The organism is Novosphingobium aeonii (assembly GCF_052279045.1).
GTDB lineage: Bacteria > Pseudomonadota > Alphaproteobacteria > Sphingomonadales > Sphingomonadaceae > Novosphingobium.
This window is the reverse complement of sequence record NZ_CP176833.1, coordinates 94647-114558: the sequence shown is the minus strand read 5'-3', so window position 1 is coordinate 114558 and position 19912 is coordinate 94647. Positions and strand designations below refer to the sequence as shown.

General features: G+C 65.1%; 11 protein-coding genes. 8 read left to right on the top strand and 3 right to left on the bottom strand.

Features of this window, described 5'->3' with window-relative positions; translation table 11 throughout:
* Window positions 1-226: 226 nt before the first annotated feature.
* From ACLIMP_RS16380 to ACLIMP_RS16360, 5 genes are all read left to right on the top strand, one after another.
* Window positions 227-3010 carry a TonB-dependent receptor gene (locus ACLIMP_RS16380; RefSeq protein ID WP_443478558.1) on the top strand — a complete coding sequence of 928 codons (2784 nt, stop codon included), beginning with the start codon at window positions 227-229 and terminating at the stop codon, window positions 3008-3010.
* Window positions 3007-3720: a DUF6250 domain-containing protein gene (locus tag ACLIMP_RS16375; RefSeq protein WP_443478557.1), complete on the top strand. Its 714-nt coding sequence runs from the start codon at window positions 3007-3009 to the stop codon at window positions 3718-3720. The genes ACLIMP_RS16380 and ACLIMP_RS16375 overlap by 4 nt, the downstream gene beginning before the upstream one ends.
* A 14-nt stretch (window positions 3721-3734) precedes the next feature.
* Window positions 3735-6440 (top strand): exo-rhamnogalacturonan lyase family protein, encoded by a 2706-nt coding sequence (locus ACLIMP_RS16370; RefSeq protein WP_443478556.1) that lies wholly within the window; start codon window positions 3735-3737, stop codon window positions 6438-6440.
* A gap of 84 nt (window positions 6441-6524) precedes the next feature.
* Window positions 6525-8042: a glycerol-3-phosphate dehydrogenase gene (locus tag ACLIMP_RS16365; RefSeq protein WP_443478555.1), complete on the top strand. Its 1518-nt coding sequence runs from the start codon at window positions 6525-6527 to the stop codon at window positions 8040-8042.
* A complete protein-coding gene (locus ACLIMP_RS16360) occupies window positions 8033-8611 on the top strand; it encodes a DedA family protein (protein ID WP_324699149.1) in 579 nt (192 codons plus the stop codon). The genes ACLIMP_RS16365 and ACLIMP_RS16360 overlap by 10 nt, the downstream gene beginning before the upstream one ends.
* Before the next feature lie 86 nt (window positions 8612-8697).
* Here the strand turns inward: ACLIMP_RS16360 and ACLIMP_RS16355 are convergent, their stop codons facing one another.
* Window positions 8698-11871 (bottom strand): TonB-dependent receptor, encoded by a 3174-nt coding sequence (locus ACLIMP_RS16355; RefSeq protein ID WP_185999196.1) that lies wholly within the window; start codon window positions 11869-11871, stop codon window positions 8698-8700.
* Window positions 11872-12026: 155 nt separating this feature from the next.
* Between ACLIMP_RS16355 and ACLIMP_RS16350 the strand changes: the two genes are divergently transcribed.
* Entirely contained in the window at window positions 12027-13949 is a 1923-nt protein-coding gene (locus ACLIMP_RS16350; protein ID WP_255351617.1) for a rhamnogalacturonan lyase, read from the top strand.
* 21 nt (window positions 13950-13970) lie between these two features.
* Here the strand turns inward: ACLIMP_RS16350 and ACLIMP_RS16345 are convergent, their stop codons facing one another.
* The gene (locus ACLIMP_RS16345) at window positions 13971-15146 is read right to left on the bottom strand and encodes an MFS transporter (protein ID WP_443478554.1); all 1176 of its coding nucleotides are present in this window, start codon (window positions 15144-15146) and stop codon (window positions 13971-13973) included.
* Between the two features lie 212 nt (window positions 15147-15358).
* On the opposite strand from ACLIMP_RS16345, the gene ACLIMP_RS16340 reads away from it, so the two are divergent.
* Together ACLIMP_RS16340 and ACLIMP_RS16335 are read left to right on the top strand one after the other, a co-directional pair.
* A complete protein-coding gene (locus tag ACLIMP_RS16340) occupies window positions 15359-18136 on the top strand; it encodes an exo-rhamnogalacturonan lyase family protein (RefSeq protein ID WP_443478553.1) in 2778 nt (925 codons plus the stop codon).
* Window positions 18133-18810, top strand: a complete 678-nt coding sequence (locus ACLIMP_RS16335; protein WP_443478552.1) for a DUF6250 domain-containing protein — start codon at window positions 18133-18135, stop codon at window positions 18808-18810. The genes ACLIMP_RS16340 and ACLIMP_RS16335 overlap by 4 nt, the downstream gene beginning before the upstream one ends.
* 62 nt (window positions 18811-18872) lie before the next feature.
* Here the strand turns inward: ACLIMP_RS16335 and ACLIMP_RS16330 are convergent, their stop codons facing one another.
* Window positions 18873-19868, bottom strand: a complete 996-nt coding sequence (locus tag ACLIMP_RS16330; RefSeq protein ID WP_443478551.1) for an alpha/beta hydrolase — start codon at window positions 19866-19868, stop codon at window positions 18873-18875.
* Between the last annotated feature and the right edge of the window lie 44 nt (window positions 19869-19912).

Genomic DNA, 19912 nt, shown 5'->3' with positions numbered 1-19912 from the left:
TGTGCTGAAGCATGCACCTGTTCAGCGCCAAGCGAGGATTTGAGCCGATCGGCGGGTTTGCCGCAGCGGGCAGGCCATTGGCATGGCGCAATATATTCGTCCTGCTCATCTATCATTGCGGACGCCTACGGCCTTCCGGTGCCCGTAGAAAATCTTTTTTGTCAACCAAATCGGTAGAGATTAGCCCGACGTCGCTTTTTAGTCCGACAAAAAGGGGCACATTGTCGTGTATCGTTTCACCGGAGCCATTGCGCTTCTCCTCACCAGCACCTCGGTCTTCGCGCAGGATGCGCAGCAGCAGAACACGCGGGAAACCGCCGCTGACGACACTTCGCGCGCCGACATCATCGTCACCGGCATCCGCAAGAGCCTGGCTGACTCGCTGGCCGTGAAACGCGATTCCGCACAAGTCGTCGACGCCATCTCGGCCGAGGACGTAGGCAAGTTCCCGGACAAGAACATCGGCGAGGCGCTCCAGCGCATTACCGGCGTCCAGATCACCCGCAGCGGCGGCGAAGGGCAGGCGATCACCATTCGCGGCGCCGATGCCTCGCTCAACCGCGTCGAGATCAACGGCCAGTCGGCGCTTTCCACCTCGATCGCGGCAGCGGCCGGCAACGGCAGCAACCGCGCAGTCGATTTCCGCGATCTTCCTGCCGAATTCGTCTCGCGCCTCGAAGTGCTCAAGTCCGCCACGCCGGACATGACCGAGGGCGGCCTCGGCGGCACCGTGCGCATCATCACCCGCCGCCCGTTCGACAGCAAGGAAGGCTACCTCGCCGGTTCGGCCCAGGGCATCTACAACGAACTGGCCGACAAGGTGGACCCCAAGTTCGCGGTGATCGGCTCGAAGCTCTTTGCCCACGACACCATCGGCGTGCTGCTCTCAGGCACTTACGAAGAACGCACGATCCGCTACGACCAGGCGCGCACGACCGGGTGGCGACAGGTCGAAACCACCCAGCCCGCCACCCCCGCCGCGCAGAACTGCCTCTCCGGCCGCAACCAGGCGCGCTGTGTCGATCTCGACGGCAGCGGCTTCGGTGATTTCTATCCCGACATCCCGCGCTACATCACCGCAACCGAGCCGACCAAGCGCTATGCCCTCAACGGCATCCTCGAATGGCGGCCCAACGACGATTTCCGCGCCTATGTCGAAGGCACCTATACCCGCAGCGACACGACCTCGGACGACCAGTACCTCCAGCTCAGCACCACGCAATCCGTGGCGAACGGCGGCATCGATCCCACCGGTGTCGTCATTCGCGACGAGACCGCGCAGACCGTGACCTTCGTCAACAGCTCGAACCCCGGCTCCGGGCCGAGCGTGAATTACCGCAGCGTGATCGGCAGCCTCAACCGCCGCACTTTCAACGGCATTCTCGGTGCCGAGTGGACCACCGGCAAGTTCAAGCTCTCGGCACGCGGCACTTATGCCGCCTCGCGCGTGCTTAACGACGAAGTGGACGTGACCGCCTCGGTTTCCGGCAAGGACGCGCTGCCGTGGATCACGATCGACTACAACAACCCGCAGAACGCGCCGAACATCATCCTGCCGATCGACACCACCACGACCGAAGGCATCAATACCCTCTCGGTCGAGGCACGCCCGCGCCTCAACAAGCAGCGCGAGACCGGCGCCAAGTTCGATGCCGAGTACAAGCCCGATGAAAGCGGGTTCCTGACCTCGCTCAAGAGCGGCGTCGAGCTTAACCAGTTGGTGTCGAGCAGCCGCTTCCAGAACGCGGTCTATACGCTGAACGGCATCACCGGGCAGACCACGCTGACCCGCTCGGGCGTAACCGGCACGCAGGTTCTCGCCACCACCACCCCGGCCGCGCAGCTCGCCAGAATCCAGGACCTGCTGAACACTTACGGCGGCATGGGTGACGGCAGCTTCTTCAAGACCGGCGACCTCGGCTTCTCCGGCATCGATCGCTGGTGGAACCTTGGCGACAATCTCGCCAATGCCGTGGGCATTCCCGATCCCTACACCAGCATTTCACCGCTCGATACCTACAAGGTCCGCGAGAGCACGATCGCCGGATACTTCCAGGGGTCGTTCAACCTTGATCTGGGCTTTGACCTTTCGGGCGTGGTCGGTGCGCGCCTCGTCCATACGCGCACGGTTTCCAGCGGTAGCCAGAGCACGGACGGTGTCATCACGCCCGCCCGCTACACCGGCGAATATACCGTCCTGCTGCCCTCGCTGAACCTGCGCGCCGAAGTGATCCCGCGCAAGCTGGTGGTTCGCGCCACCGCTTCGGATGTGCTCGCCCGCCCTGCCCCTTCGCAGATGGCGCCCAACGTCAGGCTGGATTCCGTGGCGCTCACGGGCTCGCGCGGTAACCCGGGCCTCAAGCCCTACCGCGCATGGCAGTACGACCTCGGCTTCGAATACTACCTGTCGCGCACCAACTACGTCTCGGTCACGGCTTTCCGCAAGGACATCAAGTCGTTCATCGACACGCAGAGCCAGGAAGAGGAGATCGACGGGCAGGTCTACACCATCAGGCTTCCGGTCAACGGCACCCAGCATGTCACCATTCAGGGTTTCGAGGCAGGCGCGCAGCTTGGACTGGACTTCCTGCCCGGCCTGCTGAGCAACCTGGGCGTGACCGCGAACTACACCTTCAACAGCGACAGCGGCTATGAAGGAAAGGACTACTTCACCGGCGGCTCCCTGCCGTTCCCGGGCGTTTCGCGCAACAGCTACAACGCCTCGGTGTTCTACGACGACGGCCGCTTCGCCATCCGCGGGTCCTACAACTGGCGCAGCCGCTACCTGATCAACGCCGTCGATCGCGGCAACAACCCCTCGTTCGGCGAATCCTTCGGCCAGTTCGACGCCTCGGCAAGCTATGTCATCAACCCGCATGTCTCGGTGTTCCTGGAGGGCGTGAACCTCACCGATTCCACCCGGATCGAGAACGCCAACAGCATCTATCGCCGCAACGTGATCGAGACTTACGGCCGCCGCGTCTACTTCGGCGTACGGGCCAAGCTGTGAGCGCACGGGCACTTTCCCGGCGCGCGATGATGACGGGGCTGGCGGGAGCATGTCTCCTGCCGGTCCCGGCCTTCACGCGGGGCGGGCAGCGGACGATGTTCTCGGACCGCTTCCGCCACGGCCTCGGCCAATGGCGGATCGAAGCGGAGGCTCCGGCGCGCGTGTCCGCTACCGGCGGTGTGCTCGATATCGAGGCACCGGCAGGACTGACGCTCTGGTTCCTGCCGCGCCTCGCAGGCCGTATCGCCATCGACTACGAAGCGCAGGCGGTCTCCGAAGGCGGCGCCCATGACCGGGTGAGCGACCTCAACTGCTTCTGGATGGCGCAGGACCGGGCAGCGCCGAAAGGCAACGCACTGGCCCGCCCGCGCACGGGCAGGTTCGAGGACTACGACGACCTCGAAACCTATTATGTCGGCGTCGGCGGAAACGGCAATTCAACCACGCGCTTTCGCCGCTATGTCGGAACGCCCGGCATTCGCCCGCTGCTGCCGCAGAACGACCGGCGCGGCGCGGAGGACATGCTTGTCGGCAACCGCTGGCAGCGCATCCGTCTCACGGCCGACGGCGCGCGGATCGGTTTCTTCCGGGGCGACCGGCAGCTTTTCGCTTTCGACGATCCGGCACCGCTGGCCAGCGGCCACTTCGCGCTGCGCACCACCGCAAGCCATCTCAGAATTCGCGACTTCACCGTTTCCCGCCTCGCTTGAATCCAGGATCCGTCATGCCCTGCTCACGTCGCGCGCTGCTGCGCGCCGGTCTCCTCGGAGGCGCCGCCCTGTCCCTTCCGGGCCGCCTTCTCGCCGCCTCGCCCTTGGCTCCAGATGCGGACTTGCACTGGCTCGATGGCGAGGCACCGGGTTGGGACAGCGGCCAGAGCTTCGGCGTTCCCTGGCCGCGCGGGGTCTTGCGCCAGGTCGGAAACCTCGCCGCGCAAGCGAATGAAGGCGCCGCGCTGCCGGTGCAAAGCTGGCCGCTCGCCTATTGGCCGGACGGTTCGATCAAGTGGAGCGGCCATGCGCTTGGCGGCGGTGCAGCGCCTCGGACCGTGAAGATCGCCCCCGGACGCCCCGCTGCACCGGTCGAGAAAGTCACCGTCAGGGAACAGGGCGAAACCATCGCCGTGCAGGTCGGCCCGACATGCTGGCGCGTGCCGCGTCAGGGCAGCGCGGTCATCGCCTCGGCCGAGCGCGACGGCCGCGTGCTCCTGCGCGATGTCGCGTTGGTCGCCCGCGCGCAGGATGCGGCCTCGGGCGAGGAGGCAGACACCCTTACCCAGCGCCATTTCACCAGCCGCATAGGCAGCGTGACCATCGAGCAATCCGGCCCGGTCCGCGCCGTGCTCAAGGTCGAGGGCAGCCATGCCGGCGAGGAAGGCGCCTGGCTGCCGTTCAGCCTGAGGCTCTACTTCACCAGCGGCAGCGACGCCGTGCGGATCGTGCACAGCTTCATCTGGGACGGCGACGCCGATCGCGACTTCCTCTCGGGGCTTGGCGTGCAGGCCCGCGTTCCGATGCGCGGCGCGCTGCATGACCGGCACGTCCGCCTCGCCACCGAAAAGAACCTGTTCGCCGAAGCCGTGCGCCCGCTGACCGGACTGCGCCGCGATCCGGGCGAGGGTTTCCGACAAGCGCAGATCGACGGCCGCGCCGCACCGGGTATCTCGGCGCTGCCGGAAAAGTTCGCGCCGCTCCTCGACAGCATTCCCGCCTGGGGCGATTTCCGGCTGTTTCAGGGTACGTCCGAGGGGTTCGTCGTGACCAAGCGCACCCGCAAGGGGCGCGCGCCGATCCAGTCTCTCGAAGGGCACCGTGCGCGCGGTCTTGCCTATGTCGGTTCGCCGCAAGGCGGCGCGGCGATCGGCATGGCGGACTTCTGGAAGCGTCATCCGGTCCAGCTCGACATTGCCGGGGCTGCCGGAGACGAAGCCGAACTCACCGCATGGCTCTGGGCGCCCGATGCTCCGGCGCTGGACATGCGCTCCTATCGCGACGTGCTGGGCATGACCGATTACCCCGCGCAGAACCGCGGCCTCGACGTGACCTACGAGGACTACGAGCCGGGCTGGGATTGCGCCAAGGGCATCGCGCGGACCAACGAACTCTGGCTCTGGGCGCTGCCCGCCACACCCGATACCGCAACGCTGGAAAGCTACGCCGCCCACGTCGCCCGCCCGCCGCGCCTCCTGGCGAGCCCCGCGCAGATCCGGGCTGCCGGGGTCTTCGGAGACTGGGCTCTACCCGCGATCACCGGCCCGGCAGCGGCGGCCGTGGAACGTCAGAACGACCTGCTGCTCGGCCATTACCAGGGCGAGATCGAGCGGCGCCATTGGTACGGTTTCTGGAACCACGGCGACGTCATGCATACTTACGATGCCGACCGGCATCAGTGGCGCTACGACATCGGCGGCTATGCCTGGGACAACAGCGAACTCTCGACCGACCTGTGGCTCTGGTACAGCTACTTGCGCACCGGCCGCGCCGGCCTTTTCCGCATGGCCGAGGCGATGACCCGCCACACCGGAGAGGTCGACGTCTACCACATGGGCCCATGGGCCGGGCTCGGCACCCGCCACGGCGTCCAGCACTGGAGCGACAGTTCGAAGCAGCCGCGCGTTCCCAATGCCGCCTATCGCCGGATCTATTATTACCTCACGGGCGACGAACGCGTGGGTGACCTCATGCGCGCGCTGGTCCATTCCGACCGGGCGCTTCAGAAAGTCGATATCGGCCGCAAGGTCGCCGACCGTGCGCCGGAATCTCTGCCGCCCGGCGGCATCGCCGCGGTCACGAAGCCGAAGGACCTGCCCGACGGCGTGATCCAGCTACAGTTCGGCACGAGCTGGGGCAGTCTTGTCGCGGCATGGTTCACCGAATGGGAGCGCACCGGCGAGCGCCGCTGGCGCGACCGCATCGTCGCCGGGATGGACAGCATCGCCGCCCTGCCACGTCAATGGTGGGCGGGCGGCGCCAACTTCGACCTCGCCAGCGGCCGCTTCGTGTCGGGCGGCGACCAGATCAGCGTCAGCCACCTCAATGCCGTGTTCGGCGTGGTGGAGATCATGGCCGAAGTGCTCCCGCTGGTAGATACCCCCCGCTACCGCGCCGCCTGGATCGACTACTGCGCCTGGTACAATGCCCCCGCCGCTGACTGGGAGCGCCGCTTCGGCGAACCTCCGCGCGGGCACAACTTGCACCAGGCACACTCGCGCCTCACCGCCTATGCGGCCCATGCATTGGGCGACAGGGCACTGGCAAGACGCGCCTGGGCAGAGTTCCACGACCGGGATCTGCCCGCCGATCTGGCAGCGCACAATGTCGCGGAAGGGCAAGTGGAAATCCCCGGCCTCTCGACCAACAGCGCGGCCCAGTGGGGCCTTGCCGCAATCCAGAATCTCGCACTCCTGCCCGGCAACGTGCTGGTGGAATGAGAACCTGCCGCCTATCCCGAAGCTCTTGCAACGCAGCGGATTAGCGGACACGGTCGGCCCCAAGTCAGGAGACGCCGTATCACCTTGCCGAATTCGACCGCGCCGCAGACGTTTGACCTGCTGATCGTCGGTGGCGGCGTGAACGGCGCGGGCATCGCTCGCGATGCGGCGGGCCGCGGGCTCTCGGTGATGCTGGTCGAGCAGGACGATCTGGCCGGTCACACGTCCTCCGCATCGACCAAGCTGATACATGGCGGCCTGCGCTACCTGGAATATGGCGAATTCCGTCTGGTTCGCGAAGCTTTGATAGAGCGCGAGCGGCTGCTGGGAATGGCGCCGCATATCATTCGCCCGCTGCGCTTCGTATTGCCGCAGTCGCAGTCGCCTCGCCCGGCGTGGTTGGTGCGCCTTGGCCTGTTCCTCTACGATCATCTCGGTGCCCGGGGAAAGCTTCCCGGCACCGAAAGCGTTGACCTCTCCCGCTCTCCGTTAGGCAGCGGCCTGAAGCCCGATCCCGGCAGGGCATTCGTCTATTCGGACTGCTGGGTGGACGACAGCCGCCTCGTCGTCCTGAATGCCATGGACGCCGCCGCGCGCGGTGCCCGAATTCTTACCCGCACCCGTCTCGCCTCGGCAAGGGCCGAGGGCAACCACTGGCTGGCGACGCTCGAACAGGACGGGCAAGAGCGGCAAATTCGCGCCAGAACGCTGATCAACGCGGCCGGGCCATGGGTGAAGGACGTTCTGCACCGGCTCGGTAAAGACAACAGCGATCGCGGCCTGCGCCTCGTGAAGGGTAGCCATGTAGTCCTGCCGCGCCTCTACCCGGGCGAACACGCCTTCATGCTCCAGAACCCGGATCGCCGGATCGTTTTCGCCATTCCCTACGAGGACGAATTCACCCTTGTCGGCACGACCGACGAAGCATGGGAAGGGCCGCCGGCCAGGGCCGAGATCAGCGCCGGGGAGATCCGGTACTTGTGCGACACGGTCAACCGCTACTTCGATCGCCGCGTCACGAGCGCCGACATCGCGTGGAGTTACGCCGGCATCCGGCCGCTCTACGAAGACCATGCCCGCAACGCCTCTGCGGTTACCCGCGACTATGTCCTCGATCTGGAGGCGAACGGTAACCACCCGCCCGTGCTCAGCATCTTCGGCGGGAAGATCACGACCTATCGCAAGCTCGCCGAGCATGCGATGGCGCAGCTATCCGGCCTTTTCCCCGAAATGGGAGGTGCATGGACCGCCGGGGCGGTGCTGCCCGGCGGTGATTTCCCCGATGCCGATTTCGAGCGGTTCCTGTCCGATCTGACGGCCCGCTATCCCCTGATGCCGGCGCTCCTGCTTCATCGCGTCGCCCGCGCCTACGGCACGAGGGCTACCGCATGGCTCGGGCCAGCCCGCGCCCCCGGCGACCTTGGCCGGGATTTCGGCGGCGGGCTCCATGAATGCGAAGCCGAGTATCTCGTGCGCGAGGAATGGGCGCGGACGGCCGAAGACATTCTCTTGCGCCGCAGCAAGCTCGGCCTTCACGTGCCACGGGAAACCTCCGACCTGCTGGATGCCTGGCTGGCCGAGCAGGGCAGCCAATGTCCATAGAAACCTTTATCGCCCATTTCGGACTGCTGGCGGTAGGGCTGGGCGCTGCCGCGGAAGGTGAAACCGCATTGATGACGGGCGGGCTGCTCGCGCATCAAGGGCTTCTGCCGATCGGCGGAGTGATGGCGGCCGGAGCAATCGGCTCCTTCCTTGCCGATGAGATTTTCTTCTTCCTCGGCCGGCATTTCCGCGCCCGGCCAGCCGTACGCGCGCTGTCGGAGAAGCCGGCCTTTGCGCGTGCGCTCGCGCTGCTCGAGCGGCACCCGGTGGGCTTCATCCTGGCCTTTCGCTTCCTCTACGGGCTGAGAACCGTCAGCCCCATCGCTATCGGCACCTCTTCCATTCCCGCACGCCGCTTCATCGTCCTGAATGCGCTGGCCGCAACGGTATGGGGCATCGTCATTGCAGCTATCGGCTATACCTTCGGGCAGGCGATAGAAATGGCATTCGGAAAGCTGGGTCGCATCGAACATGTCGCCATGGCCGCAGCGGGGCTGGCGGTCCTTGCTGCCGGCACGATCGTTCTCGTGCGGCGCCGCCTTGCCCGAGTTGCGAAGGCGGCGGACTGAACCGCCATGCCTGAATGCGGATCGCCCGCCATGCCTGATCGGCAGGACGGGCGATCCGCAACAGATACCGAAAATTCCGGCTCAGGTCAGAGCTTGGCCTGCACACCGATGAACATGCGGCGACCGGGATAGTAAAGATCCACCGGCATATCCTTGTTGATGTAGACCTTCGAGTATTCCTTGTTGATGTTCTGCATCTCGAAGAAAACGTTGAAGTGATACTTCGGGAACCGTAGCGTTACCTTGCCATCGAGATAGCCTTCCGCCTTGCGGTACAAGGGGTTATTGCCATTCGCCGCATCCAGCACGGTGCTCAGCCACTTGGAGCGATAGTTGTAGCTGAGGCGTGCGTTCAGGAAGCCCTTGTCGTAGAAAACGCTGGCATTGTACGTGTACTTGGAAAGCCCCGGATATTCCTTCAGTTCCTGACCCGTCGCGCTGTTCGTCAGGTTCGTGCGGATTGCGCGGGCATAGGTCATGTTGCCGGTCAGGCCGAGCCCGTCGAAGGGCTGTGGCAGGAAGGTAAACACGGTCTGGCCGCTTACCTCGATCCCGTCGAGCAGCGCGCCGTAGCCGTTTACCGCCTGACGCACCGTATAGGTGATGCCGTCGTGGAACAGGTCCACTCCGCTGCGCACCACGTTCGGAATGACGAAGCTGGATTCGTACTTCTTGTAGTAGCCGAGGCTGATCATGGTATCGGCGTTGGGATACCACGCCAGGTTCACTTCCCATTGATCGGCGCGATAGGGCTTGAGGTCTGGATTGCCTGCGGTGCAGACATCCTCGGCGCCGGTCAGTGTCTGGTCGTCGAGGCAGTTGATGTTCGGCACCAGATCCGTCGGCCGCGGACGCGCCAGGTTCTTGGCGTAGTTGGCGCGGAGCGACAGGTCCGGCGTAATCGCCAGGTTGGCGTTGAAGGCGGGCAGGAAGTCCGTGTAAGTATTGGAAATACGCGCTTCCTGGGCTGCGATAACCACGGTTTCGGTGCCGCCGGTCGCCGTCGTGCGCGTCACGCGCGAAATGTTGGTGCCCAGCCCCTGATCCTTGGTCTGCGTCCACCGCAAGCCGGCATTGCCCGTCAGGCGCATGCCGAAGATTTCGGTGTCGATATCCGCCATGATGTAACCGGCGTAGACCGTCTCCTTGATGAGATAGGCCGGAATCTGCGAGAGGCCGTCCGCATTGCGCACCAGATCCTGGTCGAAGCCGGAGAGGTCGTAATACTGCGACAGCACATCGGCATCGAAATTCGGGAACGCGATGTTGGAGGGAATGCCGGAAGGCGCATTCTTGAGGCCGCTGAACAGCGGGGCCCCGCCCAGCGTGCCGCCGACCGCGGAAATCAGCGACTGGTACTGCGCCGGGGTCAGATACCAGGTATTGCCGTTGCGGATCTGGGCGGGATTGTCCTGGATCTGGGTCGTATAGGACACGTTGGCGCTCTGCTGGTAGGTCAGGGTCGCCGGGTCGATAAGACGGGTGCCGCCGCCGTTATAGCTGACGTACTTCTGCTTGCGGAACTGTCCGCCGAACTCGAACTTGCTGACGATCGGGTGATCGATTTCCCAGTCCGCATCGAACTTGAGCTGGTCCTCGGTATTGCTTGCCTGCGAAGGGCGATACTGCAGCGCCGGGCCGTAGACCGGCAGGACCTGCCCGTTGGCGCCCGTCCGCGTGAAGTCCGAATAGACAGCCGGATCGGCGGGATCGAACTCCGACGGGAAAGTGAAGACCGGGATTCCCTGCTCGTTGTTGCGATCGACGGTGATGCCGGCAACGCTGGTGCCGAGCGAGATCAGGTTGCTCTCCGACACGGTGGTCGCCTTGGCGTGAGAGCCCATGAAATCGATATGCAGGCGGTTCAGGTCCCAGCGGAAACCACCAGTGAAGTACTTTGAATCCTGATCGTAGCTGAAATCGCGGCGCTGCACGCCGACGATATTCGCAGCGCCGTTCCAGTTGGGCACGGCCACCGTGCCGATGTTCACGGCATTGAGCGCGGTCTGCACGCTGGTAACGACATGGTTCTCATTGACCGTCGAAGTACCGAGCTGAACCTGGCGGCGCGAAGTTCCGCCGTTTGCGCCCGCCGGCAATGCCGGATCGAGGTTGAATCGCTCGACACGGGTCAGGTCGACGGAATAATTGGTATCCTGCAGGTTCTGGTTGCGCTTGTTGATCTGCACCTGGCCATAGGCCCGGAAGTTCGGAGCGATCTGGTATTGCAGCGCGAGATCGCCCGAAATGCGCTTGTCATTGCGAACCCAGCTACGATAGCGCGGAACCGTTGGTGCCCAGTCGAAGAACTGGGTTTCGCAAGCCAGCCGATTAGCGGTCGCCGCCGAAGTGGTCACCCCGCCTACGCCGGCGCAGCTCTCGTAAGTGTTGTAGTTGGCGTAAAGCGGGTTCGCGACGGTCTTTTCGGTCGAATGATCGAAGTCGGCAAGGCGCGACCAGTTGGTATTGCTGATATAATCCTGCCGGGTATCCACGTCACTGTAAGTGACGTTCACCAGCACGCCGAGGCCGTCGATCAGGAATTTCGGTGTGCCGGCCACGAAGGTCATGCGCGGCTTCCAGGTCTCCGCCGTATCGAGGTTCTGGTATGAAACCACCCCCGTCATCAGCGGGGCCTTCAGGTCGAGCGGCTTGCGCGTCTCCACGCGCACGGTGCCGCCGATGCCGCCCTCGGTAAGGTCGGCCGCATAGCCCTTGTAGACGTCGATCGACTTGACCAGTTCGGTCGCCAGTTCGCGGAAGTCACCCGCGCGGCTGCCGGTGGCGCTGACCTGGCTGACGCCGTTGATTTCCACGCGGTTGAGGTCCGGCTCGACACCTCGGATCGAGACTGCCGTTCCCTCGCCGAAATCGCGGGTAAGCTGGACGCCGGTGATGCGGGCCAGCGAATCTCCGATGTTCTTGTCAGGGAAACTGGCGATATCGTCCGCCACGATGGAATCGACGATGGTACTCGCTTCGCGCTTGCGGTTGGTTGCCGATTGCAGCGAGGCCCGCGTACCGACGACGACGATGTCGTTGGCGGTAGTGATGATCTTTTCCGCCGTCTTGTCGTCTATCGGCTTCTTGGCCGGTTCTTCGGCAACAGCGCCCTGATCTTCCGAACTAGTCTGAGCATATGCGGGGAGGGAAACGCCGAGGGCTCCTGCCAGAGCCAGTCCGGAAACGCCTCTCAAGGCATGGCCGGTGAACTTCGATGTGCGAGAAATCCTCGTATTTCCAACGGCATGCTTACGCATATCCAATCCCCTCTTTTACCCCTGTCGATCTTGTCTGTTCCGGTTTTCCGGTCGCTGATCGAATCAGTTTCTAGACGGACACTTATTGAACCGATATGTGGGATGCAATGCTATAATTTGGACCACGATGGTTCCAAACCCGGAGGATGTTGCAAATGGCGGCCAAAATCCGCGCACTGAACCTGATGATCGGGCTTGTTTGCCTCGCAGCGGAAACCGGCCCCGCGCTCGGCGCGAATCCGCCCGGCCGCCTTGCCGCCGAACGGTTGGACCGGGGGGCAGTCGCTCTCCCCGCAAAGGACGGTGGAATCCTTGTAAACTGGCGATTTCTTGCCGACGATCCGCAAGATTCCCGCTTCCGCGTGCTGCGTGACGGCAAGCAGATTCACCTTACCAAAGCCGGCGCGGCAACAACATTCGTGGATGCCCACGGCACGCCGCAAAGCAGCTATTCGGTGGAGCGCATCGGTGATCGCGCGGGCCCGCAGCGTGCCATGATGTGGGACAAGGGCTATCTGTCGATCCCGCTCGTTCCCCCTGCCGACGGTGTAACTCCGGCCGGAGAAGCCTTTTCCTATACCGCCAACGATGCGAGCGTGGGCGATCTCGACGGAGACGGCCAGTATGAGGTCGTGCTCAAGTGGGACCCCACTAACAGCCACGACAATGCCCACACCGGCTATACCGGCAGCGTTTTCCTTGACGCCTATCGCCTCGACGGCACCCGGCTCTGGCGCATCGACCTCGGCCGGAACATTCGCGCCGGAGCGCACTATACCCAGTTCCTCGTCTTCGATTTCGATGGGGACGGCCGCGCCGAAGTGGCGATGAAAACCGCCGACGGCACCGTGGACGGCACGGGCAAGGTCATGGGCGACGCCAGGGCGGACTGGCGCAGCAGCGGCGGCGAAGTGCCGCAGCAGGACCGCACCGGGGCCAAAGTGCTGGCCGATGGCACCAAGGTCGCGCCGATGCAGGGGCGGATCGTCAAAGGTCCGGAATTCCTGACCGTTTTCGAAGGCGCAACCGGCAAGGCGCTGGCTACCGCACCTTACGATCCCCCGCGCTATCCGGGCGGCAATCCGACGCCGGAACAGCTCGCTGCCGCATGGGGAGATGGCTACGCCAACCGTTCCGACCGCTTTCTTGCCGGCGTCGCCTATCTCGACGGGCACTTGCCGAGCATGGTGTTCGGACGCGGCTACTACGCCCGCACCGCGATTGCCGCCTGGGACTGGCGCGGCGGCAAACTGACCCAGCGCTGGCTGTTCGACAGTTCCGCTCCGGGCAACGGTGACTACGCCGGGCGCGGCAATCATCAGCTTTCCATCGCCGACGTCGACGAAGATGGGCGCGAAGAGGTGATCTACGGCTCGATGGCGATCGATGATGACGGCAAGGGCCTCTGGACCCGGCCGCTGTACCACGGCGACACGATGCATGTCGGCGACCTCGACCCGGCGCGTCCCGGGCTCGAGAAGTTCGGCGTCTTCGAGGATATCCGCAGCAATGGCGGGCTTGGCTCCGCCCTGCTCGACGCGCGGACCGGCGAAGTGCTCTGGACCACGCCGGCCGAACAGGACACCGGGCGCGGTGTCGCCGCCGACATCGATCCCCGGCATTACGGCGCGGAGTTCTGGGGCTCAAACTCGGACCGTCTTTTCGACACCAAGGGCCAGCCGATCGGCCCACGCCCGCGCCAGATGAATTTCGCGATCTGGTGGGATGGCGACCTGCTGCGCGAACTGCTGGACGGCACCACCATTTCCAAATGGGACTGGGAGCGCGGCGTGGCGACACCGATTCTCGCCCCTGAAGGGCTTGCATCGAACAACGGCACCAAGGCGAACCCGGCACTCCAGGCCGATCTCATCGGCGACTGGCGCGAGGAAGTGATCTGGCGCCGCGCCGACAACCGCGAACTGCGCATCTACACGACGCCTTATCCGACGATGCACCGCTTCGTCGCACTGATGCAGGACCCCGTCTATCGTGCGGGCGTGGCATGGCAGAACACGGCCTATAACCAGCCGCCACACACCGGTTTCTACCTCGGTGCGCCGCCGCCGGGTAAATGACCCGAAATTCCAGCGGCGAGGCTAGCCTCGCCGCTGTTCATACCGGTCGATCGCCAGCCCTGCCGGGATCAGGCCAAGGGTCAGTACGGCCAGCAGCCCGAACGCCAGCCACCAGCCCTCGGGCCATCCCTGAAGCCACCCGATGAGGACCGGCCCCAGCGCCGCAAAGCAATAGCCCGCGCTTTGAACTTTCGTGGAAATCCTGCGGTTCTCGTCCAGGGTGCGGGAGAACTTCATGATCATCATGAAGATGAGCACAAACGTGCCTCCATGCGCGATACTGCCGATCGGCGACCACAACATCCACTGGCTGGGCGCTGCCACGATCCACAGCGGCGTCACCGTCCAGACCGCCCCCATCAGCACAAGCAACCGCCCCAATGAAACGCGCCGCGCCAGCATCGGAATGCCCAGCGAGCCGGTAAGCGAGAGAATCTGGAACGAGGATGCCACCACTCCCGCCTGCGTGCCGCTCATTCCCCCGGCCGTTTTCAGGAAGGTCGGCAGCCAGGCGGTGAGGCCGTAATAAGCGAAGATATGGATCGCGAATGCCGCGATCATGAGCCAGACGACCATGGCGGGCATCGCGCTTTCAGGAGCGGTTTGCGATTTCGATGCGTCACTTGCATCGGGCTCGACATGCTCCGCCAGGCGCCCCTGCCGGTCGATCAGCCACCGCGATGCCAAAGCCAGCAGCGTCAGCCAGACCCACCCGGCAAGCGCGATCTGCCAGCCTCCCCATGCAGCAATCGGTGCGGTAAAGCCCAGTGTCAGCATCGCGCCCAGATTGAGCGATACGGTGTAGAACCCGGTAACCCCGTTCACATTGCGCCGGAAATCGCGCGCGATCAGCATCAGCGAAACGATGTTGCCCATTGCGATGCAGACACCGATCACCAGCGTTCCGCCAAACATGCCGATGATCCCGGTATAGGGCCGGATCACTGTCGCCGCAGCCACGCCGATCAGTACGAGTCGAATCGACCGGTCGATGCCCATACGCCCAATCAAGGGCGACATCAGCGGTGGCAGCAAGCCAAAGCACAGCACCGGAATGCTGGTCAGCAGTCCCGCGCCTACGCTGCCCAGTCCGAGACTGGCGCGAAGCTCGCCAAGAACCGGCTGGATCGCTGTCAACGGGCTGCGCAAGTTGCAACCCAGTACGATCAGGGCAAGCAGAGGAAACCAGACCGGCAAAGAGCTCTTCGGCACCGCTGTGCCGGGCTCGTGCATTCGCGAAAGAGGCATGAAGCGGGCATGGCGGCGCGCGCCGTGGTTGGCAATCCTCGAAAACAGATCGGCTGCGACCAGGTCGTCGGCACACTTTTTCTTATCCGGCCGGTTGACGGTTAAACCCACATGATGAAATACCATCCCACATAAGATACCCGATCGGGAAGGGAGAGAACATGAGCAAGCTGGTCTGGAGCCGCCGCGAGATGTTGGCGCAAAGCCTGGCATCATCCGCCGTTGTCGGTTCGATGGCGCTCACGGCCGGGCGCGTCGACGCTGCACCGCTCGCCACGAAAGAGCCGTTGGGCTCCCGCATTTCCACGGGTGACGACGTGGTCTGGCTCGACGGCGGCGCTCCCTCCGCGCACGAGGGCCAGTCCTGGGGCCAACCCTGGCCGCGCGGCACCCGGCTCGACAAACGCGGCTATGTTCTCGAAGCCGCAGGCGGCAAGCGCGAGGCGGTGCAGACCTGGCCAATGGCATGGTGGCCGGACGGCTCTATCAAGTGGACCGGACATGCGACCGCCGCCAATGGGGCCCGCACCGGCTCGCTGCGCGTCGTTCCCGGCACTGCCAAACCGGAGCAGACGCTCTCCGTGCATGAGGCGGGCGATGCGATCACTGTCACCGTGGGCCAGACCGTCTGGACCGTCGGCAAATCCGGCGAGGCCCTGATCCGCTCGGCGCGGGTGGGGGCGAGCGAAGTGCTGCAATCGGTACGCCTGCTCGCCAGCGCGCAGGACCGCCCCGATGACGAGGACGGCGCTCCCACACTCGCCCGCTGGACCAGCGCCATCGAAAGCGCCACGGTAGAACAGAGCGGCCCGATCCGCGCGGTCATCAAGCTCGACGGGCGCCATCGCGGCCAAATGGGCAACGAGCCCGGAGACTGGATGCCCTTCTCCGTCCGCCTCTATTTCCACACCGGCTCGGACAGTGTGCGGCTGGTCCATTCGATGATATTCGATGGCGATCCCGCCAGGCGCTTCATTCGCGGGCTGGGCCTCGAAGGCGCGGTGCCGATGCGCGACAAGCTGCACGATCGCCACGTTCGTTTTGCGGGCGAGAATGGCGGCCTCTGGGGCGAGGCCGTGCGCCCGCTGACCGGCCTGCGCCGCGATCCTGGCAAGGCCTTCCGCGATGCGCAAGTGGCGGGCGCGGCCACGCCCCCGCTCGACCAGATGGGCGCGGCGGTGCGCCAGAACATCGAATACATTCCCGCATGGGGCGATTTCCGCCTGCGTCAGCCCAATTCGGACGGCTTTTCCATCGTCAAGCGCACCAAGCCGGGCTGCGGCTGGATCGACGTCGATACTGCAGGCCGCGCGCCGGGATTCGGCTATATCGGCGGTCCATCGGGCGGCGTCGCTTTCGGAATGCACGATTTCTGGCAGCGCTGCCCTGTCGGCCTCGACATCTCGGATGCGGCGGGCGACACTGCCCGCTTCACCGTCTGGTACCACGCCCCCGATGCCCCGGCGATGGACCAGCGCTTCTATCACGACGTCATGGGCATGGAGAGCTTCGAAGCGCAGAACCGCGGGCTCGACGTGACTTACGAGGATTACGAACCGGGCTGGGGAGATGCCTCGGGCATCGCCCGCACCACCGAATTCCGCATCTGGGCCCTGCCCGCCACGCCGCCGCGCGAACGTCTGGCCGAGATGGGCAAGGGCCTTGCCACACCGCCGCGTCTGGTCGCCAATGTCGCGCGAGTCCATTCCGCCGGGCTGTTCGGCCCGTGGAGTCCGATTGCTGCCGGCGGCCCGCTGCGCGGAAAGATCGAGGCGCGGGCGAAACAGGAACTCGATTTCTATATCGGGCAAGTGGACCAGCGCCGCTGGTACGGCTTCTGGAACTACGGCGACGTCATGCACAGCTATGACAACGACCGGCACGTCTGGCGCTACGACATCGGCGGTTTCGCGTGGGACAACAGCGAACTCTCGACCGACATGTGGCTGTGGTACGGCTTCCTGCGCACGGCCCGCGCCGACGTGTTCCGCCTCGCCGAAGCGATGACGCGCCACACCGGCGAGGTGGACGTCTATCACTCCGGCCGCTTCAAGGGCCTGGGCACGCGCCACGGGGTGCAGCACTGGGCGGACAGTTCGAAGCAGCCGCGCATCTCCAACGCCGCCTATCGCCGTTTCTACTATTATCTCACCACCGATGAGCGTTGCGGCGACCTGATGCGCGGTCTGGTGGACAGCGATCATGCGCTGAAAACGGTCGATATCGGCCGCAAGGTCCTCCACCGCGCAGGACCGCTCGCCGGAACCGGCGCGGTAGTGGCCGACCAGCCGCTGCCCGATGGCCAGATCTTCATGCAGTTCGGCACGGTGTGGGGCTCGCTGCTGGGCGCTTGGCTCACCGAATGGGAACGCACGCGAGACACCAGATGGCGCGACCGCATCGTCGCCGGAATGCGCTCCATCGCCGCCCTGCCCAAGGGCTGGCTGGCAGGCGGCGGTGCCTTCGACCTTGCCTCGGGCCGCTTCGTTGGCGGCGGCAGCGAAGTGAACATGAGCCACCTCAACGGCGTGTTCGGCGTGTTCGAGATCACTGCCGAACTGCTGGAACTGCTGGACGAACCGGCGTTCCGCAAGACCTGGCTCGAATACTGCGAACTCTACAACGCGCCGGAGGCGGAATTCCGCGCGCGCACCGGTGCATCGGGCAAGGGCCGCGCGCTGACGCAGGCGCATTCGCGCTACACCGCCTATGCCGGGGTCCAGCTCGGCAAGCCGGACCTCGTCAAGCGCGCCTGGGGCGAGTTCTTCGGCGCAGGCGACCGCGAAGGACGCGACCAGTCGCGCGGCGCGAACAAGGTGGCGGGCGCTGCCGTGCTCAAGCCGGTGGACGAGATCGCCGAAGTCTCCACCAACGATGCCGCGCAGTGGGGCATCGCCGCGACCGTGAACCTGACGCTGATCGGGGATGCGCTGGAGTGAAGTGTCTCGCGGCCGCCCTCATACTTGTGTCGCTGTCGGCGGCGACGAACCCTCTAACGGACGACTTCCGCCACGGCCTCTCGCACTGGCGCGTCGAGGCGGAAGCGCCCCCGCGCATCACCGTGCAGGGCGGCGTGATGGACATCGATACGCCGGAAGGGCTCTCGGTCTGGTGGGACGAGGAACTGCGCGGCGCCGTCGCCATCGAATACGAGGTCATGGCCGTTTCGGCCGGCGGGCCGAACGATGCGGTGAGCGACGTCAACGCCTTCTGGATGGCCACCGACCCCGCCGCACCGGACGGATCGCCCCTGGCCCGCCCCCGCAGCGGGGCCTTTGCCGACTACGACACACTCAAGACTTACTACGTGGGCATCGGCGGCAATCGCAACACGACCACGCGGATGCGCCGCTATGTGGGCGAACCGGGCAATCGTCCGCTGCGGCCCGAGCATGGCCGGACCGATCCGGCTGCGCGGCTCGTTGCCAATCGCTGGGTGCCGATGCGCCTTGCCGCCGATGGCGTGACTGTGACGGTGGACTTCGGCGGCAAGCGGCTTTTCACGATGGCCGATACCGCGCCTTATAGCCGGGGCTGGTTCGCGTTGCGCACGACCAGGAGCCACTTGCGCATCCGCAATTTCCGGATCGTTCCGCTCGGGACGGGACGCTGATGGGCCGCAAGATGCCGCTCCTCAAAGTCCCATCGCTTCAATTCAATCGTCGCTCCCGCATATCACGCCCCGTCGGAGGGAATCCGCAGCCCATGCCGGGCCGCGAAACGGGCAAACCGCGTCAACCACAGTCCGGCACGGCCATCCGGCTCGAACAGCGGGGCGCCGTGCCCGCCCTTCTCTATAATGTGCAGTTCCGAAGGAACTTTCGCCGCCCTGCAGCCCTCGAACATGGCGAGGCTATTACCGCAATCGACCACCGCATCGTCGGCGGCATGACCCAGCAGGATCGGCGGCGTGACAGCCGGAACATCGAGGTTCACCGAATAGCGGCGCGACAGGTCGTCGCCCGGGCTCGCTCCCAGCAGTTCCCGGCGCGACTGCCCGTGGGCGAGCGGCGGCACCATGCTGACGACTGGAAAGAACATGCCCGCCACGATCGGCCGCGCATCCTGCCCATCGGCGGCGTCGACCGGATCGTAGACCTTGGCCGCAAAGCGCGTCGCGAGGCTGCCGCACAAGTGTCCGCCCGCCGAAAAACCGATGGCGGCGACGTTGGCAGGATCCACCCCCCATTTCGCCGCATGGACGCGGATCACGCGCATCGCGCGCTGGGCATCCTGCAGGGGCGTGTCCGGCCCGCCGGCCCAGCCGTCGTGCGGCAGGCGGTAGAGCAGTTCGAACGCGGTCACTCCTTGCCCGGCGAACCAGCGCGCAATCGCGGAGGGCCTGGTTCCCATGGCGACGCGGGCATAACCACCGCCCGGAATGACAAGCACCGCCGCGCCGGTGGGTTTCGCCGCAGGACAGACCGTGAGCATCGGTGTCTCGACATGCGGCCAGGCAAGGTCGTCCGGGTTTGCGGGACCGGAGCGCAGGACGCTTTCCTGTTTCACGCCCGCTTTGGGCAGTCCGGGCGGGAAGCCCGGCCAGATCGGAAAGCGCTCGCCCACGGCGATGCCGCCTTGAGCCGCCGCCATCGCGCGGCCGGACAGCAGCGGCGCAGCGGCCAACGCAGCCAGATATTGGCCAAGAAACCGGCGGCGATCACTCGACATATTGCACTCTCCTCGGAAGGTCTTTCTATGCATTGGAACATGTT